The organism is Pseudomonadota bacterium (assembly GCA_039196715.1).
In the GTDB taxonomy this organism is placed as follows: domain Bacteria; phylum Pseudomonadota; class Gammaproteobacteria; order CALCKW01; family CALCKW01; genus CALCKW01.
This window is the reverse complement of the sequence record JBCCUP010000025.1, coordinates 35960-59870: the sequence shown is the minus strand read 5'-3', so window position 1 is coordinate 59870 and position 23911 is coordinate 35960. Positions and strand designations below refer to the sequence as shown.

The following is a 23911-nucleotide window of genomic DNA, read 5'->3' as shown; positions in this document are numbered from 1 at the left end:
GTCGCACAGCTGCTCGAACGCGTCGGCCTGCCACCGGGTGCAGGACGCCAGTACCCTCACGCTTTCTCAGGCGGGCAACGGCAACGCATCGCCATCGCACGCGCGCTGGCCACGCAACCGCGTTTCCTGGTGTGCGATGAGCCCACCAGCGCACTGGATGTGTCGATTCAGGCCAGCATCCTGAATCTGCTCAAGGACCTGCGGTCCCACCTCGGCTTGACCCTGGTGTTCATCAGCCACGACCTGCCGGTGGTGCGCCAGGTGTGTGACCGCGTCGCGGTGCTCAAGTCCGGTAAGCTGGTCGAGTTGCAAGCCACCGACGCGCTGTTCGAGCACCCGCGCGCGCCCTACACACGCTCGCTGCTCGAACACATGCCCTCGCTTGCGCTGATGGCGCCGGTGGCCGACAACCCTTGAGGTTGCAGGCCGCGGTGGGTGGCGACGCTGTACACCGCGAGGCCAAGCCAGATCGCGCCGAAGCCCAGCCAGTGGGCACCGCTGATCGGCTCGGCGTACACCAACCAGCCAATCAGGAATTGCAGGCTGGGCGTAATGTAGAACAGCAGGCCCAATACGCTCAACGGCAGGCCGCGCGCACCAATGCCGTAGAGCAACAGCGGCACCGCCGTGACCAGGCCGCCGCCGACGAGCAAGGCGTCGGTGCCGAGGCTGCCGGTGCCGAAGTGCTGAAGGTCGCGCACAGCGAGGTGCAGCAGCCACGCGAGCGACACCGGCACCAGCGTCAGTGTCTCGAGAAAGAGCCCGGCGACCGGACCGGTTGGTGCCCGCTTGCGCAACAGGCCGTAGCTCGCGAAGCTCAGGCCGAGCCCGAGACCGATCCACGGCACCGTGCGGCCGCCGACGCCGATGGTCAGTACACCGAGGGCGGCCAGCAACACAGCGAACCGTTGGGCCCGGTCGAGGCGCTCCCCGAGCACCAGTGCGCCGAGGGCCACGCTGCACAGCGGCGCGATGAAATACCCGAGGCTGGCTTCGACCACCCTGTCGTTGGCCACCGACCAGATGTAGAGCCCCCAGTTGAAGCCGACAAGCGACCCGGCGAGCGCGTGCAGCGCGAGTTGCCGACCGGAGCGCAGTGCCGTCCAGACGGCGCTGCGGCGCCGCAGCGACACCAGAACCACACCGAGCAAGCTCACCACACACCAGACGTTGCGGTGCATCAGCACCTCGACCGCGTCGACGTGGGCAAGCCATTTCCAGTACACCGGAAACACCCCCCAGAGCACCACCGCCACGCTCGCGGCGAGCAATCCTGTGCGGTCGACGGTCATGCGCTTGGGCTCGGTGTGGGTGGGGTCGCGACCGGTGTCGGATTGCCCGTGGTTGACGCGCCGAGTGTAGCGCGACGGTTGCATTTGTACCGATGCGCGCCGACGATAGCGGCGACGACGAGCAGACGCCGCGAGACAGTTGCACATGAACGTGATCGAACACCCGGACCTTGCCATCGTCCTCGCCGACGGCACGCGTTTGTCGGCGCGTGCCTGGTTGCCAGACACCGACGCGCCCGTGCCGGCGATACTCGAGTACCTGCCCTACCGAAAACGTGACGGCACGGTCGAGCGCGACAGCCTGACCCACCCCTGGTTCGCCGAACGCGGCTACGCCTGCCTTCGGGTCGACATGCGCGGTAACGGCGATTCCGAGGGCCTGTTGTTCGACGAATACACCGAGACGGAGCTCGCCGATTGCGAAGCGGTGATCGACTGGATTGCAACGCAAGCCTGGTGTACCGGCGCCGTTGGCATGATGGGCATCTCCTGGGGCGGCTTCAACTCTTTGCAGGTGGCGGCGCGCCAACCCGCTGCACTCAAGGCCATCATCACCTTGTGTTCAACCGTGGATCGGTTTGCCGACGACATTCATTACAAGGGCGGCTGCCTGTTGAACGAGAACCTCGGCTGGTCGGCCACGATGTTCTCCTACTCATCGCGGCCACCCGACCCGGCGCTGGTTGGCGAGGCCTGGCGCGACATGTGGCTCGAGCGCTTGCGCAACCTGCCGATGCTCGCCGCCACCTGGCTCGGCCACCCCACCCGCGACGACTACTGGCGGCACGGCTCGGTCTGTGAGCAGTACTCGGCAATTCAGGCGGCCACGCTCGCGGTCGGCGGGTGGGGCGACGCCTATGTCAACGCCATCCCGGCGCTGGTGTCCAACCTGCATGCGCCGGTCAAGGGCATCACCGGGCCCTGGGTGCACAAGTACCCCCACTTTGCTGCACCCGAGCCGCGGATCGGCTTCCTGCAGGAAGCCCTGCGCTGGTGGGACCGCTACCTCAAAGGCCTCGAGAACGGCGTCGACGCCGAGCCCGATTGGCGTGGCTACCTGCTCGACTCGAGTCCGCCACAAGCCTGGTACGCCGAACGCGCCGGTCGGTGGGTCGGCATCGACAAGCACAGCGCCGTGCCGCACACCGTGTTGCACGCCACGCCGGGCGGCACGCTATCGGCCGCAACCACCGACGGCGCGCTCGGCCACCGGGTGTCGACACCGGCCATCGGTGGGCTGCACAGCGGCGAATTCTGCGCGATCTGGCTGGGCCCGGAGATGCCGGACGACCAGCGGGCCGACGACGCACTGGCCCGCTGTTACGACACTGCCCCGCTCGACGCCCCGCTGGCGGTGGTTGGCCGGCCGCGGGTGCGCCTGCGGCTGCGAAGTGACCAGCCGCTCGCGCAGGTGGCGGTGCGCCTGTGCGACGTGCAGCCCGATGGCGCGAGCAGCCGGGTGAGCTACGGTGTGCTCAACCTCTGCCAACGCGATGACCACGCGACACACCAACCGATGCCGGTGGGTGAGACGGTGGAGGTGAGCGTCGAACTGAACCACTGTGCGATCGAGTTTGCCGCGGGCAATGGCCTTCGGGTGGCGGTGTCGACCGACTACTGGCCGCTGTTGTGGCCGATGCCCGAGCCGGTCGCCTTGACCCTCGAGGCACTCAGCATCGACCTCCCCGGCCTGCCCGAGTCGCACGCGCGCGATGTGGTCTTCGAGCCGCCCGAGTCGGCGGAGCCGTGGCAACACGAGGTCTTGCGCGAGCCCGACCACACCCGGCGCGTCGAGCACGACCTGATCACCCAGACGGTCACGCTCGTGATCGAAGACGATTTCGGTGAAATGCAAGACGCCTCACACGGCCTGGTCAAGGGCAGCGTGGGGCGCGAGCGCTGGTCGATCAACCCCGCAGAGCCGCTCAGTGCCGTAGGCGAAACCCACTGGACGCAGACCCTGGCACGCGACGACTGGTCGATTCGAACCGAAACCCGGCTGCGCATGACCTCCGACGCCACGCACTTTCACCTCAGCGGGGAAATCGAGGCTTTCGAGGGCGACGAGCGCGTGCTGCACCGCGAGCTCAGCCACACGCTGCCGCGATTCGCCTGAACCGGCCAGAGCCCGCGTCGCCGGGCCCGGTCAGCGCGGTGCGTTCGGAAAAAAGAGCTGCTGGCCGTCGACCCGGTACGCGGCGATGGCCGCCTGACCCGCGTCACCCGTCAACCACGCGATGAAGCGCGCGGCGCCGACGTGGTCGACGTCGGGACAGTGGTCCGGATGGATTGATATGACGCCGTACTGATTGAACAGCGCCGGGTCGTTCTCATACAGGATCCGGTGGTCCAGCTTGTTGCCGAATCGGATCCAGGTGGCGCGGTCGGTGAGCGCGTAGGCGTTCGATTCCACGGCGATGTTGAGCGTTGCCCCCATGCCGGTGCCGGTCTCGAGGTACCACGCGCCGCTGTGTTTGGCCGGGTCGATGCCAGCCAGCGTCCAGAGCGCGCGCTCTTTCTTGTGCGTGCCGGAGTCGTCGCCGCGCGAGGCGAACGGAGCACGGTTCGCGTAGATCGCCTCGAGCGCCTCGGTTGCACTCGTGTCCGGCGCCAACCCGGCGGGGTTGGCCGCCGGCCCGACGATCACGAAATCGTTGTACATGACATCTGTGCGCGCAGCGCCGAAGCCGGCGGCGACAAAGGCGAGTTCGGCTTCGCGTGCGTGCACCAGCAGGACGTCGGCGTCACAGCGCTCTGCGTTGCGAATCGCCTGGCCGGTGCCGACAGCGACGACCCGCACGATCTCGCCGGAACTCTGCCGGTAGACGGGAAGGATGGCGTCGTAGAGCCCCGAATTCTGGGTCGACGTGGTCGACTGCAACAGCAGCGGCGCGCTCTGCGCGCCCGTCGCAAGGGTCAGAGCTGCAAGCAGTGCGAGCCCGGCAAGGGCGTGTCTCATGGGGTTCACTCCAGGTACTCGCCACGCACGAAGGCCGCGGCCTCGGGGGACGGTGGTGCCGTGAAAAACACCTCGGTTGGCGCGTCGCAGATCACCCGACCACGGTGCATCAGCACCACGCGGTCGCAGAGGCGCCGAACGAGCGCGAGGTCGTGGGAAATCAACACCAGCGTGGTGCCCGCGTCGACGCTGTCCCGCACCAGCGACTCGACCTGGCGTGCCGCACTGTGGTCGAGGCTCGCGGTGGGCTCGTCGAGCAGCAGCACCGCCGGCGAGAGTGCCAGTGCACGCGCCATGGCAAGGCGCATGCGCTCGCCGCCCGAGAGCACGCGCGCCGAGCGCCCGGCGTGTTCAGCCAGGCCGCTGAGGGCCAGTGCGTGCGTGACGGCACCAGGCACGTCTGCGCGGTCCAACTGGCGGGACAACGCCCAGCGCAGGTTGTCCCGCACGCTGCGGCGCAGCATCAAAGGCTGCTGCATCACCACACCGCAGTGGCGCAACACCGCCGGCCCGGGTGCAGCCCCGCCCCAACGCACGGCGCCGGCCGACACGCCGTCGACCACACCTGTCAGGGCGCGCAGCAGCAGCGACTTGCCGGCCCCGTTCGGGCCGACGAGGCCGACGCGCTCGGCAGCCGCCACGGTGAGGTCCGACACGTGCAACAGACGGTTGCCGTCGCGCTCGATGCCGAGGTCGCGCACCACCAGCGGGAACACCTCAGGCATAGGCGGTGCGCTCGGCGTGGTTGCGTACCCAGTGCACCAGCGCGTTGACCGAAAACGCGATCAGCAACAGCACGATGCCGAGGCCGAGTGCGACGGTGAGGTTGCCTTTGGCGGTTTCCATCGCGATCGTGGTCGTCATCACGCGCGTGTAGTGGTTGATGTTGCCGCCCACCATCAGCACGGCGCCGACCTCGGCCGACGCGCGCCCGAAGCCGGCCAGCAAGGCGGTGATCAGGGCGAACCGGGCATCCCAGAGCAACACCGCGATGCGCGCGCGCGCTGTGGCGCCCATCAGGGTCAGTTGCTCGTGGTACTCGGCGTGCATTTCCGCCAGCGTCTGCCGCGCGAGCCCGGCGATGATCGGGGTCACCAGCACCGTCTGGGCGATGACCATCGCCGTCGGGGTGTAGAGCAGCTCGAGCGGGCCGAGGGCGCCGGCGCGCGACAGCAACAGGTAGGCGACCAGGCCCACGACGACCGGCGGCAGGCCCATGGCCGTGTTGACCAGCACGGTCAGCACGCCGCGGCCAGGAAACCGGGCGATGGCCAGCGCGGCGCCGAGCGGTAACCCGATCAGCGCCCCGATGGCAACCGCCAGCAGCGAGACCCGCAGCGACAGACCGACGATCTCCAACAGGGCCGGGTCGAAACTCAGGATCAACGACGCGGCTTCGGCCAGCGCCTGGGAAAAGGTCTGCATGCGCGCGCGCGGTGTCTCGCTGACGGTGAGCGGAGGTACGTTCGGGCGCTGACCGCACCGGATCAGCGCGTGTCAGGCACGCGCCTCAGCTCACGAGCGCCTCAGCCCCACCATTTGAGCACATCGGCACCGTGCTGTCAGGACGCCCAGCGCGTCGGGCTGACGTCGACCTCGGCCGCGTAAAAGCGCGCGGTGCGGTAGGCGGGCTCAAGCGCGTCGGCGGAGAAAAACGTCGGCAACGCGTCGTCCGAGACGCTGAAACCCGCGGCCCGGTCGGCGTCTTGCTCCCTGTGCAGCGTGCGCTTGCCGATGTCGACGAAGGGGACGGAGACGAGGCTCGGCCCGAACGCGTCGTTGAGCGTGTTGACCCGAAAGTCAATCGGCTCGCTCGTGACCGAGCGTCCGAAGGTGCAGCGTCCGAGCGAGTCTGCAGCGGCGCACAGCACCAGCCTGTCGACACGCTTCTCGTCGAGGTGGTCGAGGATCTTGTCAACGCAATCGCACCTGGGCAGGTTGCCGACCGTGTGGTCGGCGCCCTGGGCCGTCATCGTCATCGAGAGGCCTGTCACGTCGATCACACGCGGATCGCTGGCGTCGGTCTCGGTCGTGTCGCTGTCGAGGTCGTCGGCGATCCAGTTGAGCCGCGCGAGACCGTCCGGCTCGCGCAAGCCGCAGTTGCTGCCCACCAGACCGACGCGGGTATCAGTCGACCGCGGGCCGGACTGCGTCGCGCTCCTCGATCAGACGGTGCACGAGGTCGGCCGCGGGCATGGCCCGCATGCGGGCGAAGCCCTGCCCGGCCCAGACGGATTGCGCCTCGGCGCTGTTCGCGCGCTTCGCCGCTGCCCGCAGTGGCGCGGTCAGGCTGTTGTGCAGCGGAAAGGGCAACACGGGTTGGTCGTGCATGTGATCGGTGTAGTCGTTCTGAACGCCGCGCGCCCAGCGGCCCGAGAAGCCCCGGGTCAGCACCGTGGACCGGGTGGACCAGGTGTCGAGCACGTCGCGGTACAACGGCGCCGCACCGGACTCGTCCGTACACAGAAACGCGGTACCGAGCTGCGCGCCGTCGGCGCCGAGCAGCTCGGCCGCGGCGATGTCGCGGCCGTCCATGAGCCCACCCGCCGCGACCACGGGCACCTCGACGCGCTCGCGCACCGCCCGCACCAACGCAAAGGTGCCGATCGGGTGGTCGGGTTGCTCCGGGTCGAACGTGCCGCGGTGGCCACCGGCCTCGGCGCCCTGTGCAATCACGAAGTCTGCACCCTGCGCCACCAGCGCGTCGGCATCGTCCGGCGTCGTGGCACTGGCGCCAACCGTCGCACCGCAGGCCTTGAGGCGGTCGAGCATCGTGGGCTCAGGCAGGCCGAAGTGAAATGTGACGACGCGCGGGGCGTGGTCACACAGCACATCGACTTGCGCTGTGATATCGGGGTGGCCGGGGCCCGTTGGCACCGCCGACGGCGGATCGACCCCAAGCACGGTGTAGAGACCGCACGCTGCCTGGGCGTCGAGTGCGGGACCGGCGTCCGACACGGCGGGCGCTGTTGGGAAGACGAACAGGTTGGCGTTGATCGGTACATCGGCCAGCGCGCGCGTGCGGCCGAGGTCGGCGTCGATCTGTTCCGGTGTGCTGTAGGCAAAGCCGAAGGAACCCAGTGCGCCGGCCTGCCCGACCGCGGCGACCAGCGCTGGCGTGCACGGCCCACCGGCCATCGGCGCCTGTATCAGCGGATGTCGTGTGCCCAGCGCGGTGCAGAGTGCCCGCTGTCGGTCCCGGTGACTCACTCCACTACACTCCTCTGCTACACGGCGATCACGCGCTCCCGCTGGCCGTCCCCTTGCCACCGAGATCCCCCATACTGCGCCATGGATTCACCAGAACACAACGGGCACGGTCCCGCACTCTCACCGCCTCGACGGGACGACCAGCGATTCGATCGGGCCGAGGACGCGGTCGAGGCGCTGATCGAACGCTACCGCGAGCACACGCATTTCATCTCGGAGGCCTTTCGTCGCTTTGCTGCCGGTGACGACGTCGGCGCGAGCCGGTTTCGCGCCTGGTACCCCGAGGTGCGGGTCTCGATCAGCTCCTACGCCCAGGTCGACACGCGCCTCTCCTACGGCCACGTGCCCGAGCCCGGGGTCTACGCCTCGACGATCACACGACCGGATCTGTTCCGGTCCTACCTCGTTGATCAGCTCGGGTTGGTGATCCGCAACTACAAGGTCGACGTGACCGTGGGCCAGTCGACCACACCGATTCCCCTGCACTTTGCGTTCGGCGACGACGCGCACATTCGGGCCGACAACGAAACCGTGCGCGAGGTGCCGCTGCGCGACCTGTTCGACGTGCCCGAACTCGCCACCATCGACGACCACATCGTCAACGGCACCCACACGCCGGCGGCCGGTGTGCCGCTGCCGCTGGCGCCGTTCACGGCACAGCGTGTCGACTACTCGCTCGCACGCCTCGCGCACTACACCGCGACCCGCCCGGAGCACTTCCAGAACTTCGTGCTGTTCACCAACTACCAGTTCTACGTCGACGGCTTCTGTGCCTTTGCCGAAGCCTGCATGGCCGACCCCGATGCCGGCTACGCGGCCTTCGTTGCACCCGGCAACGTGATCACGCGTGCAGGCACGCCGGACGACGCCGAGGGCACGCCGCCGCCACGGCCGCCGCAAATGCCGGCCTACCACCTGGTCAAACCGGACGGCCAGGGCATCACGCTCGTGAACATCGGCGTCGGCCCGTCGAACGCCAAGACCATCACGGACCACATCGGTGTGTTGCGCCCCGACGCCTGGCTGATGCTCGGCCACTGCGCGGGCTTGCGCAAGACGCAACGGTTGGGCGACTACGTCCTCGCCCACGCCTACGTGCGCGAGGACCACGTGCTCGACACCGACCTGCCCGCCTCGGTGCCGGTGCCGGCACTTGCCGAAACCCAGGTGGCACTCGAGGAGGCCGTCGCCGAGATCACCGGGCTGACCGGTTTCGAGCTCAAGCGCATCATGCGCACCGGCACGGTCGCCACCATCGCCGACCGCAACTGGGAGTTGCGTGACCAGAGTGACCCCGTGCGCCGCTTGTCGCAGTCACGTGCGATCGCACTCGACATGGAATCGGCGACCATCGCGGCCAACGGATTCCGTTTTCGCGTGCCGTACGGCACACTGCTGTGCGTGTCCGACAAGCCCTTGCACGGTGAACTGAAGCTGCCGGGCATGGCGTCCGACTTCTACCGCAGACAGGTCGACCAGCATCTGCGCATCGGCATACTGACCCTGCAAAAACTCAGTCGCATGCCACTCGAAAGGCTGCACTCACGCAAGTTGCGCAGTTTCACCGAGACCGCGTTCAAGTAAGCACACCGCCACCAAACGGGGTCGCCGACATGCAATCCGCCATCCGAACCTTGCGCATCCTGACCGGGTTGTATCTCTTCGTGTTCACGACCTGTCATTTGCTGACCCTGTCCTTCGGTCTGGTCTCGCTTGGTGCGATGGAGACTGCGCACCACACGCTGATGGCGCCATGGCGAAACGCCACCGGCAGCATCACGCTGGGTATCGCTTTTCTGATACACCTGGTGTTGGGGATGGTGGCGCTCTACCACCGAAACACCCTCAGCATGCGCACGGGTGACAGCGTGCAGTTTCTGTCCGCGTACCTCGTGGTGCCGCTGTTGTTACCACACGTGGTGGTCATGGCCAACTTCGAGCGCGTGTTCGGGGTCAAACCGACCTTCACGGTCATGCTCGACTACTTCTGGAACCTGATCCCGATGGACGGGTTCTGGCAGGTCGTCATCGTCATTGTCGTCTGGATCCACGGTTGCATCGGCCTGTTGACGTGGTTGCGGCTGCGCGATAACTGGCCGCGTTGGGCGCCGTTCGTCAACCCGCTTGTCGTGGCAATTCCGATACTCGCACTGCTCGGTTTCGTCGAGGCAGGCAATCAGGTCATTGCCATGAGTCGTGGCACGACACGTTCGCTGTTCACGCTGACGGTCTACCGCGATGGTGTGCAGTTTCTGGTGTCGCTGATCCAGAACCTCGTGACTGGCTACTTTGTTGTGCTGGGTTTGACGCTTGCGGCGCGGGCCCTGCGGGTGTACCGGGTGTCGCAGGGCGACACCGTGACGCTGCAATTCGACACCGGCGAAACCGTCAACTCCAGACCCGGTTTGAATCTGCTCGAGATCGCCAACGAACACGGCATTCCACACCCCAATCAGTGTCGCGGACGCGGACGCTGCGGCACCTGTCGCGTGCGACTCGACGGTAACGCCCCGCTGCCACCGGCCAGCAGAATCGAGACGGACACGCTCGACCAGGTCTCCCCGGGGCACGCTGCACGCGGCGAACGGCTGGCGTGCCAACTTGCGCTGCCGTCGGGCCGGTTCACGGTGCACACGCTGTTGCTGGCCGACCTCAGCGAGCGGGATCTGCCCGAGCGCGATGTGGCTTCGACACCGGAAGTTTCGGCGTGACCCGCTGGTGGTGCGCGCGCGGGTTCGGCGCACTGGCGCTGGTGTTGTGGGTTGCGCCAGTCGCTGTGGCCGACCACCACGGTACCGGCGACGTCGAGACGCCCGCAAAGGTGGAACAGTTTCTCGAGCTGCTGTCCGAGCCCGAGGTCGAGTTGTGGTTGCGGCAGCGCGCCGAGCCTCAGGAGGGACCGGTCGACGCCGTCGAGGCACACGCCGACATGCCCATGAGTTCGACCTTCGACAGTCTGCGGCAACGCATCCGCGTGCTCGCCCGTGTCGCGCCGGAGCTACCGACCCTGCCGGCCCGGGTGCGTGATGCCTGGGTCGGCAACCTCAGCCGCACCGAGATTCTTCGTGGTGCCATCTACCTGTTGATCTTTCTGTTCGTCGGGGCGAGTTTCGAGTGGCTCTACCGCCAATTCACCGACGGGGCGCGCACACGATTGTCCCTGGCGGTGATGCCCACCCTGAACGCGCGAGTCGTCGCGGCCAGCAAACGCGCGGCACTCATGATCGGTGGTCAAGCGGCCTTTGCCGTCGGTGCACTCGGCGCCTACCTGCTGTTCGATTGGCAACAGGCGATGGCGGAACTGGTGCTGACGACGCTCGCCGTGGTGTTGACGACACGCGTACTTTCCACCTTGTCGCGCTACGTGCTGGCTCCCAACTCACCGCGCCTGCGCCTGCTCAACCTGACCACCGCCTTCGCCAAGGTCAATCACCGCTGGAACGTCGGCGCCGTAGCGAGCAGCCTGACCTGCATCGCTGGCGCCAACCTCAGTGCGCTTGCCTTGCAGCGCTCGGGCAGCCCGGACAGCGATGCCGCTGCACTCGCTGTCACCGCCCTCGCGGGCGCGGTGTGCGCGGCGGTCGTGATCGGCGCGACCTGGCACACCTACACCGGATACCGGGCAGCGAAAGGGATCACCACACCGACAAGCTACGCCTGGCCGGTGTACGTGACCGTGTTGACGCTGTTCACCTACGTGCTGTGGTTGATCGGTGCACCGCGCTTTGCCGGCACGGTCGTGGTTGTGGGCCTGGTGCCGTTGGTGTTGAGCCTGGCGGGCGTCACGATCAACGACCTCTTCAACCAGGCCGAGCGCACGCACCTGGCCAGGCAAGCCGAGGCCGCCAATGCGGCGGCGGACGGCGAATCCGACGCCGATGCGCGCGAGCACGATGCGGCCTTGAGGCAACGTGACTTCGGCAACTACCGACCTGTGGCTCACCGTCTGCTGCGTTTCATCCTGGTTGCCGGCGCGTTGTTGTTATTGCTCTGGGTCTGGGGCTCGGACTTCTACAGCATGAGCCGAGACAGCAGTTTCGGTGGCATGGTGTTCGGCATCGTGATTGATGTGATCGCAGCAGCGCTGCTGGCGGATCTCGTCTGGGTGTGGGCCAAGACCGCAATCGACCGGCGACTGGCGGACTATGAGCCGCCGACCGACGGCCGTGCGCCCGGCCCCGAGGCGCGGATGGCCACCTTGCTGCCGCTGCTGCGTTCCGTGCTGATGATCACGCTGTTGATCATGGTCGGGCTGACCGTGCTGTCCTCGCTCGGCGTGAATATCGCGCCACTGATCGCCGGGGCCGGTGTGCTCGGCGTGGCCGTGGGCTTTGGTGCACAGGCTCTGGTGCGCGACATCGTGTCCGGCATCTTCTTTCTGATTGACGACGCCTTTCGGATCGGCGAATACATCGAGATCGAAAACCTGCGCGGCACGGTTGAATCGATGTCGATCCGCTCTCTGCGTGTACGCCATCACCGTGGTGCGGTTCACACCATTCCCTTTGGCGAGCTGAAATCGCTGACCAACCACTCACGCGACTGGGTGATCATGAAACTCGAGTTTCGGGTGCCGTTTGAAACCGACCTGAAACTGGTTAAAAAACTGATCAAGCAGGTGGGTGCCGAGCTCAAGGCCAACGAAGACTACGGCGACAGCATCATCCAGACGTTGAAATCCCAGGGCGTGCGGCGGATGGAGGAGTTCAACATGGTCATCGGCGTGAAGTTCATGGCAAGACCCGGCGAGCAATGGGTGATTCGACGTGACGCCTACATGAAGGTGCGCGACATCTTCGACAAAAATGGCCTGACCTTCGCCGAGCGCAACGTCAAGGTCGAGGTGCTCGGCGCCGATGCCAAGAATCCCGCGGTGCAGGAAGCCGCGGCCGCCGCGGTGCACGAGGCAACCGAAAACAGGCTGCCGCCGGCGCCAATCCCCGACGAGCCCTGACACCGCTTCTCCGGCGGTGGCGCTCGGCAGCCGATCCGCTCAGCCCAGGTGGTCGCGCACCGCCGAGAAGAAGCCGATGGCGTTGGCGATCGCGCCGTCGGGCTGCGGGTCACCGTGGCTGCTCTGCACTGCCACCACGAGCGCGCGCTGCGGGTCGATCACCCAGGCCTGGCCATGGATGCCGACGCCGAACAGGTAGGGTTCGGCACAGGCATTCCAGTAACAGTAGTTGCGGTAGCTGATCGGGGCGCCGGGCAACTTATCGCGAAAATCGCCGCGCGCGAACGCGTCCCGGTCGCCGCCGCCGAGGGTGTCACGCACCCAGTCCGCGGGCAGCACCTGGCGGCCTGCGAGGGTGCCCTCCTGGCACACCACCAGGCCGAGGCGCGCGAGATCCCGTGCCGTTGCACAGACACCGCCCGCCGCGCGCGGCGCCCCGAGGCGATCGACCGTGATGTAGGCGTCTTCCTCGGCCGCCATCGGCTGCCAGAGCACGGACGTGAGCAGCTCGTTGTAGCGCGTACCGCTGACGCGTTCGAGCGCCCAGGCCATCATGTCCGTGTTTGGCGACACGTAGTGGAAAGGCCCGCCGTGCTCGCCCTCGCCCGCGCGGAGACGCGGGAAGAACGTGCGCAAATCACTGGGTTGTTCACCCGGTCCGAGTGGATTCCAGCCCTGCGCTTTGCGGTATTCGATGATGGCACCGTCGGTCGCGAGGTAATTCTCCTCGAACCGGATGCTGACTTGCATATCGAGCGCCTGCCGCAGGGTAGCCCCGTCCCAGGCACTGCCGGCGAGTTCCGGCAGCACGCTGACGACCGGTGTGTCTGCACGTGTGCCGGTCTCCGACAACACCGCCCCCGCGAGCAGCCCCAACACGGATTTTGAGACCGACATCAGGATGTGTGGCAGGGCCGGGCCCTGCCCGGCGGCGTACCACTCGTGCACCACCCTGTCACCGTGCAGCGCAACGACCGCGTCGACGGCACCCTGGTCCAACCACTGCGCCGCAGTGAGTGTTGCGCTGCTGTGCCCGGTGAACCGGATGCCGTCGAGTGCTGTCGACGTGTCCCGCAGTGGGCGCTTCGCACGTCGGTCGCGCAGGATCGGCGCCGCCGGCACGATCTCCCGCACGTGGTTGAAAGCCCAGCGGCAGTGGGGTGCCTGTCGCCAGTTGCCGAGGTGGACCGGGTCCTTCGGTTGCCTGGCGCTGCCGCTGTTCGCGCTCACCGTGGTCTCCTGTGGCAGGTGAAACCGGACACGCGTTCCGGCGTACGCCATACTATGCGTTCACACGCCACCTGGGTCCACCGTGCGAGAGGATGTCGACGTCACGGATGCGCTGTTGCTGTCACAGCCGGCTTTCCTCGACGTGCGCGCACCGGTGGAATTCACCCGTGGCGCCGTGCCCGGCGCGGTGAACCTGCCAATCCTCGACGACGATCAGCGTGCCGAGATCGGCACCGTGTACGCCGATGCCGGGCAGGACGCGGCGATCGAACGGGGTCTGGCGATGGCGACGCCGGCGGTGCGCGCGCAACGCCTTGCGGCCTGGACAGCACACACCAACGCGCACCCCTCAGGCTACCTCTACTGTTTTCGCGGCGGCTTGCGGTCACGCACGGCCCAGGCCTGGCTCAGCGACCAGCATGTGCACTGCCCGCTGGTGCGCGGCGGCTACAAGGCGTTGCGGGCCCATTACCTCGCCACGCTGGACCGGTTGTGCGCCGCGAGCCCGCTGATCGTGGTCTCCGGGCAAACCGGCTGCGGCAAAACCGAGCTGATCACCGCCTGGGGCCGCTCGCTCGATCTCGAGGGGCGCGCGCGGCACCGTGGCAGCGCGTTCGGCGGGACCTTCCAAGACCAGCCCAGTCAGATCGATTTCGAAAACCGCATCACGCTCGACTGGCTGCTGCTCGCGTCGTCCGGCGAGGCACCGGTGCTGATCGAGGCAGAGTCGCAACTGATCGGACGCCTGTTCATCCCGGTGCCACTTCAGGAGGCGATGCAGGCGGCCGACAGCGTGGCCCTGGTCGCCCCGTTTGACGCCCGCGTGGCGCGCCTCCGCCACGACTACGTCGATCACGCCCTGGCGCATTTCCGCGGCCAGGATCACGACGACCCCTACGCGGCATTGAGCCGTTTCGTGGTCGCCAACCTCGAACGCATCCGGCGCCGTCTCGGCGGCGCGCAGACCGATGACCTGGTCGCGGCGGTCCCGGGTGCGGTGCACGCGTTGCAAAGCGGCGCCGACACGGCCGGTTTCGATGCGATCATCGCCACGCTGCTGTCGCGCTACTACGATCGGCTCTACGACCACAAGGCGCGGTCACGGCCTGTCCAGCCGGTGTTCACCGGCGAGCACGACGAAATCCTCGACTGGCTCGGGCAGCAACGGCAGTGAGCACGCGCGACCTGGTGCTGCTCGGTGGCGGCCACGCGCATGTGCTCGCGATCCGCGAGCTTGCCATGCGCCCCGCACCCAACACGCGCATCACGCTCGTCTCCGAGCAGACGCTGACGCCCTACTCCGGCATGCTGCCGGGTTACGTGGCCGGCCACTACAGTTTCGAAGAGACGCACATCGACCTGAACCGGCTCTGCCAACGGTGCGGGATTCGCTGGGTGCACGCGCGTGCCACTGCTCTCGACCTCGATGCGCGCAACGTGCTGCTGGAGCACGGCGCACCGGTGGCGTTTGACTGGCTTTCGGTCGACACCGGCTCGCGCCCGGACACGTCCACGCCCGGGGCCGCAGCACACGCGGTCGGGGTGAAGCCGGTCAGTGGGTTCGCCGCGCGTTGGCAAGCCGTGCTCGACGACGTTGCGCGGGGCGACGCGCCGTCGTTGCACATCGGCGTGGTGGGCGCCGGTGCGGGCGGCACCGAACTCGCGCTCGCGATCGCACACCGGCTGCGCGCGGTCGGGGCCGTGCGCATGCACCTGGTGTTCCCGGACGCCGCCCCCGTCTCGGGCTACCCGTCCTCGGTGGTGCGCACCGTCGACGCGGCCCTGACCGCCCACGCCATCGAACGCCACCCCGGTTTTCGGGTGAGCGAAGTCACCGACGGTGCCTTGCACAGCACCGCCGGCGAGGCGCTCGCGCTCGACCACATCTTGTGGTGCACGTCGGCGGCGGCGCCGAGTTGGCCCGCTGCATCGGGCCTTGAAACCGATGAACGCGGGTTCATCACGGTCGACCCGACCTTGCGCAGTGTGTCGCACCCGTTCGTCTTCGCCGCGGGCGACATCGCCCACATGCCCTTTGACCCGCGGCCCAAGGCCGGCGTGTACGCCGTACGCCAGGCACCGACCCTGACGGAAAACCTGCGGCGCACTGCCGCCGAGAAGCCGCTGAAACCGATCCGCCTGCAACGCCAGTTCCTCTCGCTGCTGTCACTCGGCAGCAAACGGGCCGTGGGCACGCGGCACGGCCTGAGCGTCAGCGGCGCGTGGGTGTGGCAGTGGAAGGACCGGATCGACCGCGCCTTCATGACCCGCGTGGCCACCGCCGGCAGCGCGATGGCACAGTCGGCGTCGGCCCCGAAGGACGCCATGCACTGCGCCGGGTGTGCCAGCAAGCTCGGACCCGCGGTGGTCAGTGGCACCGTGTCGGCGCTGCCGGTGTTCGACAACCCTCAGGTGGTGCCGGCTTTGGCACAGGCCGAGGACGCAGCGCGCTGGCGGCCGACCGCGGGGCGCGACACGGTGCAGTCACTTGACGGGTTTCGCGCGTTCACGGACGACGGCTACCGTCTGGGCCGCATCGCAGCCAACCACGCTCTGAGCGACGTCTACGCGATGGGGGCCGAACCGCTCAGCGCGCTGGTCTGGGTCAATCTCGCCCACAACCACCCGCGATTGCAGGCCCGGGATCACCGCCGGATCCTCTCCGGTGTCGCGGATGCCCTGCACGAGCAGCGCTGTGTGCTCGGCGGTGGGCACAGCAGTGAGGGCGTGGAGACGCACCTCGGCATCGCGGTGACCGGTGAGGTGCCAGCCGGCGTCGCGCTGGCCAAGCACACTGCGCGCGCCGGCGATCACCTGGTGTTGACGCAGGCGCTCGGCACCGGGGTGATCCTCGCGGCCAACCAGGTTGGCGACGCACCGGCAGCGGCCATCGAGTCGGCGATGCGACTCATGCTGAACGACAACCGCGCGGCCAGCGTAGCGCTGGCCGAGGCCAACGCGCTGACGGACGTGACTGGCTACGGGCTGCTCGGTCACCTGTTGGAGATGCTCGACGGCACGAACCTCGCCGCGGCAGTGGACCTCGATTCGGTGCCGGCGATCGCCGGGGCCCTCGAGCTCTTTGCGTCAGGCTGGCGCAGCACCTTGCACCCCGCCCTGCTGCCCTTGCTCGCGGAGACCGACCGCGACCGCGACGACGCGCTCGGTGCGCTGTGCCTCGACCCACAAACGAGCGGTGGTCTGCTCGCGGCCGTGCCGCCTGATCGGGTTGACGCGCTGCGCGCGGCGCATCCGACGTGGGCTTGGATCGGCGAGCTGCGTACCTGTGACGCCGCAGACGGGCCACGTGTGCGGCTGCGCGGCGGGTGAACGCGGTGACACCGGTCAGCCGCCGCGCCCTGCTGGCCTTTGCGTTGGGGTGTCTCGGGTTTGCCTACGCGTTCGTGCAACGGGTCGCACCGAGCGTCATGACCGGCGAGCTGATGCGCGACTTCGGCGTGGGGGCGGCGGCGCTCGGTACGCTGTCGGCGATGTATTTTTACAGCTACGCCCTGATCCAATTGCCGGTGGGCATGCTGCTCGATCGGTTCGGGCCACGCAAACTCCTGAGCGCCGCGATGGCGGTTTGTGCGCTGGCCTCCTGGGTGTTCGCAAGCAGCGATTCCCTGGTCAGTGCATCGCTGAGCCGCGCACTGATCGGCGCCGCGGTGGCGTTCTGCTTTGTCGGCACGCTGACGATCATCAACCTGTGGCTGCCAGCCAACCGCTTTGCCACGTTGGCGGGGCTGGTGCAGAGTATCGGCATGCTGGGCGCCATGCTCGGTCAGGCGCCACTTCGCGCGCTGGTCGATGCCGTCGGCTGGCGCGGCGGGTTTCAGGTGCTCGCGGTGGCGGCAGGTGTGCTCGCGATCGCGATGTTCACGCTGGTTCCGCGTCGCTCTGCCTCGGCCCTGCCGTCGAGCGACACCGCTGTGCGCGCGACTGCAGCCCATGGCTCGGCGTGGGATGTGTTGCGCAACCCCCACACCTGGCGTTGCGCCATCATCGGATTCACGCTGACGCCCATCATGCTGGCCTTCGCCGGTCTCTGGGCTGTGCCGTGGATGGTGCAGGTGCACGCGCTGAGCCACGCGGTCGCCGCCGCCACAGCGTCCCTGTTGTTTTTCGGCTGGGCGGTCGGCTCGGTCCTCTCTGGCTACATCAGTGATCGTATTGGCCGGAAACGGCCTGTGCTGTTGGCCGGCAGTAGCCTCTGTGCACTCTGTTTCGCCACCTTGCTCGTTGTACCCGCGGCCTCCCAGCTTCTGCTCGGCGTGCTCTTCGTGCTGACCGGGCTCGGCGGTGCCACGATGGTGCTGACTTTCAGCCTGGTGCGCACCGGCAACCCGCCGGCGCACGCGGCGGCGGCGATGGGGGTCGTCAACACCTGCGTGGTCGGCTCTGGCGCGGTCATGCAGCCTCTGATTGGCTGGCTGCTCGAGCGCCAGTGGGACGGAACCACGGTGGGGGGCGTGCAGGTGTTCAGTGCCGCGACCTATCAATTCGCCTTCGCGAGCCTGTTGGTTCTCCTCGCCATCGGGCTGTTGACGTCCTGGACGCTGCGCGAAAGCGCGTGAGCGGACAGCGCTGCGTGGCCCTCTGCCCGCACCGATCAACCTACAAGCCCAACCACCAGAGCCAGGCGCTGGCCGTGAACACCGAGGCTGCCGTGCCGAGCAACACGGCGGTTGCGGCCGTGTCCTCAGCCCGCTTGTAGAGGTTGGCAAACAGGTAGGCGTTGATGCCCGGGGCCATGGCGGCCGTGACGATCGCCGACTTGAGCTGCGCGTCGGTCAAGGACATCACCTGGGCGTCGAGTGCGGCGATGATCGCCGGGTGAATGAGCAGCGACAACACGATCACCATGCCCGCCTCACCCAGGCGTTCGCCGAGGCGGTAGCGGGACAGCACAGCGCCGAGACCGAACAACGCGACCGGCAAGGCGGCTTTCGCCATCATGTCGACTGCGGCTTCGAGCGGCTCGACCAGCGTGATGTTCAGCAGGTTCGCGGCAAAGCCGAGGGCCAACCCGATCATGATCGGCGTCCTGACCAACGAGATCAGTGCCGTGGACAGCGTCTCGCCGAGCGAGCGACCGTCGGCTCGGGCCATCTCCATGGTCACCATGCCGACGAGGTAGCAGACCGGCGCGTGCAGCGACACGATCACGAAGTTGGCCACCAGCGCGTCGGCCCCGTAGGCGCGTTCGGTGATCGGCAAGCCCAGCAGAACCGAGTTCGCAAACAACGCGGCAAAGCCGACGGCAACGGCTTCGCCCGGGCGTCGCTTGAACAGCACACGGGCGCCGACAATGCCAAGTGTGAAGCACACGAGCGCGCCGGTGTAGAAGACCACCAGGAGATCAACCGAGAACTGCACCGCGAGATCCATCCGGTAAACCGACAGAAACAGCAGGCACGGCACTGCGAAGCCTTGCGCGAAGCGCATCACGCCATCGATGGTCGTGCGTTCGAAACCGCCGAACCGCGCAGCGCAATAGCCAACGCCGAGCAACAGGAAGACGGGCGCAACGATGGTCAGAAGTTCAGCGATCACATCAGGTATCCCATGTCATGCGGGGGGACAGGCCTGGCCTGTCAGTCGTCGGACGGCGGTGCACGGTCGAGTCGTTCACCGCAGTGGGGGCAACGAAGCGGTTCCTCCGGCTCGGCATCGCGGGCCGCCCGGTCGGCGGCAAATTCCTCGACGAAACCCGAGCTGATGATGCCGGTCGGCAGGGCGACCATACCGATGCCGAGCACCGCAATCACCCCGGCCGCGACACGGCCAAGTGGCGTGATCGGGTAGACGTCGCCGTAGCCGACGGTCGTCAGCGTGACCACCGCCCACCAGAGGGTGCCGGGGATGCTGGCGAACACCTCCGGCTGCGCGTCGTGCTCGACGGCGTACATCACCGAGGCGGCGATCAGCATCAACATCAACAGCATCACGGTGCTGATGACGATCTCCTCCCGCCGACGCTCGATGCTGCGGTGTATCAGGCGCATGGGCCGGCTGTACCGGCTGAGTCGAAACAGGCGGATGATGCGAAACACCCGCAGCAGGCGCAGCACCCGCATGTCGTCGATGCCCGCGATCGTGAGGTAGAACGGCAGGATCGACAACAGGTCGATGAGAATGGCGGGCTTGAGTGCGTAAGCGATGCGGCCGGACAGCGGGTGGCGGTACTGCGGGTGTTCCACGCAGGACCACACGCGGGCGATGTACTCCACCGTGAACACGGCGATGGTGCCGGCTTCGACGGCCACGAACAGCGTGCCGTACCGGGTTTCGAGCGCCGGCATGCTTTCGAGCAGCAGGCAGGTGACGTTGAGCAGGATCAACCAGGTGATGGCGTCCTCCACCCGACGGCCAAGCGAACTCTGGTCGTGGGCGTCGAGGTGGTCGCTGTCCAGCACCGACCAGACGCGTGCTCGCAGTGTCGTGCGCGACCCCGCAGCCCGACCGGTCACGGAAACAGCGCGACCTGCTCCAGACCGGTGGTCTCGACCTGGTCGAACATCACGTTGAAGTTCTGCAACGCCTGCCCTGCCGAGCCCTTGACGAGGTTGTCGAGGGCCGCGATGACAATCACCCGCCCGGGAATGCGGTCGGGTCGGACCGCCAACATCACGCGATTCGAGCCACGCACGAACTGGGTCTGCGGCAGCGCGCCCTCGGGCGCCATGAACACGAAGGGCTCATCGGCGTAGCGGGCCGCGAGGGCGGCCTCGCAATCGGCTGCCGTGGCACCCTCGGCGAGCTTGGCGTAGCAGGTGACGAGCTCGCCACGGGACATCGGTATCAGGTGCGGCGTGAAATTCACGGTCACCGCCCCGCCGGCGGCGACTCCGAGTTCCTGCTCGATTTCAGGTGCGTGGCGGTGGGTGCCGACCGCGTACGGCGACAGGCCCTCGCCCGCTTCGGCGCCCAGGGTGTTCTGCTTGAGCGAACGTCCGGCCCCGGTAAGACCGGACTTGGCGTCGATGATGAGGTCGTTGTGCTGCACCAGTGCACCGGTCAGCAGCGGCACCAGGGCCATGAGCGCCGCGGTCGGATAGCACCCCGGGCAGGCGACCAGGCGTGAACTTGCGATGGCGCTGCGGTAGTGCTCTGTGAGGCCGTAGGTGGCACCGGCGAGCAACGCGGGCGCGCTGTGTTCGCCGTACCAGGCGGTATAGGTGTCGAGGTCACGCAAGCGGAAGTCGGCCGACATGTCGATCACTTTGACCGACGCAGGCAAATCGGCGATCACCGCCGCGCTGGTCGCGTGGGGCAGCCCACAGAATGCGGCGTCGACGGCGCGCCAATCGACGTCGGCGTTTGTCACCAGGTCGGGCAAGCCGTGGTGTGCCAGGTGCGGGTAGACGCTGCCGATCGGCTGGCCGGCGTGCGCGTTGGCCGTCAACGCCGCGATGTCGATCGCCGGGTGCCGCAGCGCCAGTCGCACCAGGTCGGCGCCGGTGTAGCCGGATGCTCCGATGACTGCGACACGGATGGGCTGCGACATGACAGGACTCGATTCGGTGACGGTAGCCGGCCATTCTAGCAAAGACTGGTGTACCGCCACGGGCTCCACGGCCGCACGCCTGTTCCCTTGGCCGGAGCGTCGTTTCACGTGTCAACCGAACCCTGGCAGTGCGCCCGTGCGACGACCGGCTCGGTCCAGAGTGGCCGGTGGCGTGACGTGACGGTGCCACCTGCGCGGGTCGGCTCGGAGGTCCTGTGTCATGCCTCCGGTTGTGTGCCACCGAGTATGCGGTTGACGACATCGGCCACCTGGCTGACATGGGGCTCGCGCATGAAATCCTGGTGGGTGACATCCACGCTCTGAACGGATTGGGTCGTACTGAGCTTCTCCCAGCCACGCATGAACGGGGTGATCTCCGCGTTGGCGGTCTCGAAGGTGCGGCTCATGAGGATGTTGAGGTGCCCGTCGAAAGGTCGCGCACGGTAGTTTCTGAACGCGGTTTCGCACGCGTTGTGCACCTGCGCCGTGTGGCCCACGTCTTCTTCGGACCGGTCGCGAACAGTGTTTCGGGTCAGCCGTTTGAGCTGTGATACGACACCGTGCCGCAAACCGCTGAACTGACCCTGAGCCACGAATTCGTACGCGAGGTAGGCATTCCAGCCCCAACGCGCTGCCGGGTGGCCGTGGATGATCGGGGCGATGGCATCGGCGATGATGAGGTGCCCCACGTCGAGCTCGCGCGCCTTCAGCTGGTGCACCAGCTCGATCATCAGCGCCGAGCCGAAACAGTAGCTGAGGAAATGAAAGGGGCCGTCCTGCTGCACCCGAAGAATGTCCTCGAGGTAGTCTGACACCATGTCAGCGACGTTGTCCGAGGGCAGCTCGGTGCCGTCGATGCCCTTCGGCTGCAGCGCGTAGACGGTGTAGTCGGCGTGCAAGCGCTTTGCCAGCGGGCGGTAGAACAGCGCATGACCACCCCCTGCGTGCAGGCAGAACACGTTGCGGCTTGGTCGGCTCTGGCCGTTGCTGTCCGCCGGGTCGACGGACGCCGCGGCCCGCAGGGTGACGAGCGACGGGATCGCGCCGGTGTGCGCGTCGTCTGCCAGTTGTTCAGACAGGCCGGCGACCGTCGGAGTCTCGAGAAAACGCGCCAGGCCGACCTGCTTGCCGAACCGGGCTTTGCAGGTCTCGATCAACCGCAGCAGGTTCAACGACGTGCCACCGTTGGCAAAGAGGTCGCTGTCCATGCTCAGGGGATAGCGGTTCAACTCTTCCTCGAACAGGCTCAGCACCTCCATGTCGCGTTCCGATTTGGGCTCGACGATGCCACGGAGAATCGTCTCGCTACGCGGCGAAGCGGTGCCGGCAGCCGCGGGCTGTTCGGGTGCGGCCACCCGCGCGACCACGTCACCCAGGTGGGCGTCCGGGTTGTCGAGGCAAGCGCGAAGGCAGTCGAGAAAGCGATCGGCCAGCGCGGAGACGGTGGCGTTGTCCATGCGGGTGCGATCACCCGCCAGGGTGACGCAGAGGGTCTCGCCCGGGATGACGGTCACACCCAGCGGAAACCCGTTGACGGTGCCCGACCGGTAGTCCTGGATGCAGGGCTGCGCCACGCCGTCCGGTTGAATGGCAGGCAGGGTTTCGATGGCGAGTACGGAATCGAATGCGACTGTGTGCAGCGCGGGTTCGCCCTGTCGGATGATGTCAGCAAGTGGCAGGTGTTCGTGCAGGGTGGCTTCAAAGAGACCCGCTTGCAGCGCAGACAACCAGGCCGTGAGCGGCGCGTCGGTGTCGGTGCGGGTCCGCAGCGGCAGCACGTTGGTGAACATGCCCGCGATGCGCTCCAGACCCTCGAAGTCACTGCTTCGCCCGGTCGTGACAACGCCGAACACCACGTCCGTGCGCCGGGTCGCGCTCGCGCAGGTGAGTGCCCAGGCGCCCTCGAGCACACTGGCGAGCGTGATGCCTTTTGACTTGAAGGTCGAGGTGAGCTTCTCGGTGAGTTCACTCGAGAGCGTTCTGTGCGCGGTGAACGTACCGGGTGTCGCCTCGACACCGGACGGTGACGGCTGTGCCACAAGCGTGGGCTGCGTCAGTCCGCGCAGGCGATCGCTCCAGTAGCGTCGTGCAGGCTCCGCCGGTTGGCGGTCGATGAACCGGCGGTACGCGACGTAGTCCGCGCCCGGTGGCGGTGCGCCGGGGGTGTCGGCGGCGTCGTTCGCGCACTGCGTGATCAGCTCCCCGATGATCAGCGCGGACGACCAGCCGTCCAGCAACACGTGGTGGCAGGTCCAGAGACACCAGACCGTGGACTCATCGAGGGACGCGCAAAAGAAGCGGGACGCCGGCGCCTTGGCCAGATCCAACGGCGTCTGCCGATCGCGTTGCAGGTGCGCGTCAATGCGTTGCCGCTGCTCGTCGGCCGGCAGACCGGTCCAATCCGCGTGGTTGAACGGGGCATCGCACGCCCGGCGCACCACCAACAGCGTGTCGTGGGTTTTCGTGGTGTTGACGGACGCTCGCATCATCGGGTGCGCCCGGTGTACGGCCGTCCACGCGCGTTGCAAGCCCGCGATGTCGTACACGTCCGTGAGGCGAAACTGCACCTGCACGGTGCCGCCCGGTTGGTTTCGGGCGCGATTGACCGTGTCGTACACCCAGAACGGCATCTGCAGGCCGGACAGCGGGAGGATCGCCTCCGGGGTGGTTTTGTTCGCTTGGCTCATCGGCGCGTGGGGTGATTGCTCGGGTCGGTTGGCTCGGGTCGGCGTGCACCGGACCCGGGTGTCCTGTCG

The 23911-nt window shown here is 67.4% G+C and carries 19 protein-coding genes; 8 read left to right on the top strand and 11 right to left on the bottom strand.

Features of this window, described 5'->3' with window-relative positions; all coding sequences use genetic code 11:
- Positions 1-417, top strand: a 417-nt coding sequence (locus tag AAGA11_10800; GenBank protein ID MEM9603343.1) for an ABC transporter ATP-binding protein, incomplete at its 5' end; no start/stop codon positions are given.
- Here the strand turns inward: AAGA11_10800 and rarD are convergent.
- The gene (rarD, locus tag AAGA11_10795) at positions 348-1376 is read right to left on the bottom strand and encodes an EamA family transporter RarD (GenBank protein MEM9603342.1); all 1029 of its coding nucleotides are present in this window, start codon (positions 1374-1376) and stop codon (positions 348-350) included. The genes AAGA11_10800 and rarD overlap by 70 nt on opposite strands.
- Before the next feature lie 61 nt (positions 1377-1437).
- Between rarD and AAGA11_10790 the strand changes: the two genes are divergently transcribed.
- A complete protein-coding gene (locus AAGA11_10790) occupies positions 1438-3408 on the top strand; it encodes a CocE/NonD family hydrolase (GenBank protein MEM9603341.1) in 1971 nt (656 codons plus the stop codon).
- A 30-nt stretch (positions 3409-3438) separates the two neighbouring features.
- On the opposite strand, the gene AAGA11_10785 is transcribed toward AAGA11_10790, so the two are convergent.
- The 5 genes from AAGA11_10785 to AAGA11_10765 all read right to left on the bottom strand — a co-directional run bounded on the left by AAGA11_10785 (position 3439) and on the right by AAGA11_10765 (position 7461).
- Complete coding sequence (locus AAGA11_10785) at positions 3439-4251, bottom strand: substrate-binding domain-containing protein (protein ID MEM9603340.1); 813 nt, start codon at positions 4249-4251, stop codon at positions 3439-3441.
- 5 nt (positions 4252-4256) lie between these two features.
- A complete protein-coding gene (locus AAGA11_10780) occupies positions 4257-4976 on the bottom strand; it encodes an ABC transporter ATP-binding protein (protein MEM9603339.1) in 720 nt (239 codons plus the stop codon).
- Positions 4969-5676, bottom strand: a complete 708-nt coding sequence (locus AAGA11_10775; GenBank protein ID MEM9603338.1) for an ABC transporter permease — start codon at positions 5674-5676, stop codon at positions 4969-4971. The genes AAGA11_10780 and AAGA11_10775 overlap by 8 nt, the downstream gene beginning before the upstream one ends.
- 137 nt (positions 5677-5813) lie before the next feature.
- Complete coding sequence (locus AAGA11_10770; protein MEM9603337.1) at positions 5814-6362, bottom strand: hypothetical protein; 549 nt, start codon at positions 6360-6362, stop codon at positions 5814-5816.
- Positions 6363-6378: 16 nt separating this feature from the next.
- On the bottom strand, positions 6379-7461 hold the full coding sequence (locus AAGA11_10765) for a nitronate monooxygenase family protein (GenBank protein MEM9603336.1): 1083 nt from the start codon (positions 7459-7461) through the stop codon (positions 6379-6381).
- 81 nt (positions 7462-7542) lie between these two features.
- On the opposite strand from AAGA11_10765, the gene AAGA11_10760 reads away from it, so the two are divergent.
- The 3 genes from AAGA11_10760 to AAGA11_10750 are packed head-to-tail and all read left to right on the top strand — an operon-like array spanning position 7543 to position 12415.
- On the top strand, positions 7543-9045 hold the full coding sequence (locus tag AAGA11_10760) for an AMP nucleosidase (GenBank protein ID MEM9603335.1): 1503 nt from the start codon (positions 7543-7545) through the stop codon (positions 9043-9045).
- 29 nt (positions 9046-9074) lie between these two features.
- A complete protein-coding gene (locus AAGA11_10755) occupies positions 9075-10172 on the top strand; it encodes a 2Fe-2S iron-sulfur cluster-binding protein (GenBank protein MEM9603334.1) in 1098 nt (365 codons plus the stop codon).
- On the top strand, positions 10169-12415 hold the full coding sequence (locus AAGA11_10750; protein ID MEM9603333.1) for a mechanosensitive ion channel family protein: 2247 nt from the start codon (positions 10169-10171) through the stop codon (positions 12413-12415). The genes AAGA11_10755 and AAGA11_10750 overlap by 4 nt, the downstream gene beginning before the upstream one ends.
- Before the next feature lie 39 nt (positions 12416-12454).
- Here the strand turns inward: AAGA11_10750 and AAGA11_10745 are convergent, their stop codons facing one another.
- Positions 12455-13645: a serine hydrolase gene (locus AAGA11_10745; protein MEM9603332.1), complete on the bottom strand. Its 1191-nt coding sequence runs from the start codon at positions 13643-13645 to the stop codon at positions 12455-12457.
- Positions 13646-13727: 82 nt separating this feature from the next.
- Between AAGA11_10745 and mnmH the strand changes: the two genes are divergently transcribed.
- Genes mnmH through AAGA11_10730 form a run of 3 tightly spaced genes read left to right on the top strand, consistent with a single transcriptional unit; the run spans position 13728 to position 18222 of the window.
- Positions 13728-14819: a tRNA 2-selenouridine(34) synthase MnmH gene (gene mnmH, locus AAGA11_10740; protein ID MEM9603331.1), complete on the top strand. Its 1092-nt coding sequence runs from the start codon at positions 13728-13730 to the stop codon at positions 14817-14819.
- Positions 14816-16975 (top strand): selenide, water dikinase SelD, encoded by a 2160-nt coding sequence (gene selD / locus AAGA11_10735; protein ID MEM9603330.1) that lies wholly within the window; start codon positions 14816-14818, stop codon positions 16973-16975. Before mnmH ends, selD begins: the two co-directional genes overlap by 4 nt.
- A 5-nt stretch (positions 16976-16980) precedes the next feature.
- Positions 16981-18222, top strand: a complete 1242-nt coding sequence (locus AAGA11_10730; GenBank protein ID MEM9603329.1) for an MFS transporter — start codon at positions 16981-16983, stop codon at positions 18220-18222.
- Positions 18223-18262: 40 nt separating this feature from the next.
- Here AAGA11_10730 and AAGA11_10725 read toward each other — a convergent pair whose 3' ends face one another.
- From AAGA11_10725 to AAGA11_10710, 4 genes are all read right to left on the bottom strand, one after another.
- Positions 18263-19201 carry an AEC family transporter gene (locus tag AAGA11_10725; protein MEM9603328.1) on the bottom strand — a complete coding sequence of 313 codons (939 nt, stop codon included), beginning with the start codon at positions 19199-19201 and terminating at the stop codon, positions 18263-18265.
- A gap of 41 nt (positions 19202-19242) precedes the next feature.
- A complete protein-coding gene (locus tag AAGA11_10720) occupies positions 19243-20064 on the bottom strand; it encodes an ion transporter (GenBank protein MEM9603327.1) in 822 nt (273 codons plus the stop codon).
- A 50-nt stretch (positions 20065-20114) separates the two neighbouring features.
- On the bottom strand, positions 20115-21155 hold the full coding sequence (gene argC / locus AAGA11_10715) for an N-acetyl-gamma-glutamyl-phosphate reductase (GenBank protein ID MEM9603326.1): 1041 nt from the start codon (positions 21153-21155) through the stop codon (positions 20115-20117).
- Positions 21156-21373: 218 nt separating this feature from the next.
- Positions 21374-23842 (bottom strand): alpha/beta fold hydrolase, encoded by a 2469-nt coding sequence (locus AAGA11_10710; GenBank protein ID MEM9603325.1) that lies wholly within the window; start codon positions 23840-23842, stop codon positions 21374-21376.
- Between the last annotated feature and the right edge of the window lie 69 nt (positions 23843-23911).

Coding starts and splice junctions, on each gene's coding strand:
- argC (MEM9603326.1), bottom strand. CDS start 21,155: ATGTCGCAGCCCATCCGTGTCGCAGTCATCGGAGCATCCGGCTACACC.
- AAGA11_10790 (MEM9603341.1), top strand. CDS start 1,438: ATGAACGTGATCGAACACCCGGACCTTGCCATCGTCCTCGCCGACGGC.
- AAGA11_10775 (MEM9603338.1), bottom strand. CDS start 5,676: ATGCAGACCTTTTCCCAGGCGCTGGCCGAAGCCGCGTCGTTGATCCTG.
- AAGA11_10755 (MEM9603334.1), top strand. CDS start 9,075: ATGCAATCCGCCATCCGAACCTTGCGCATCCTGACCGGGTTGTATCTC.
- AAGA11_10780 (MEM9603339.1), bottom strand. CDS start 4,976: ATGCCTGAGGTGTTCCCGCTGGTGGTGCGCGACCTCGGCATCGAGCGC.
- rarD (MEM9603342.1), bottom strand. CDS start 1,376: ATGCAACCGTCGCGCTACACTCGGCGCGTCAACCACGGGCAATCCGAC.
- AAGA11_10760 (MEM9603335.1), top strand. CDS start 7,543: ATGGATTCACCAGAACACAACGGGCACGGTCCCGCACTCTCACCGCCT.
- AAGA11_10785 (MEM9603340.1), bottom strand. CDS start 4,251: ATGAGACACGCCCTTGCCGGGCTCGCACTGCTTGCAGCTCTGACCCTT.
- AAGA11_10710 (MEM9603325.1), bottom strand. CDS start 23,842: ATGAGCCAAGCGAACAAAACCACCCCGGAGGCGATCCTCCCGCTGTCC.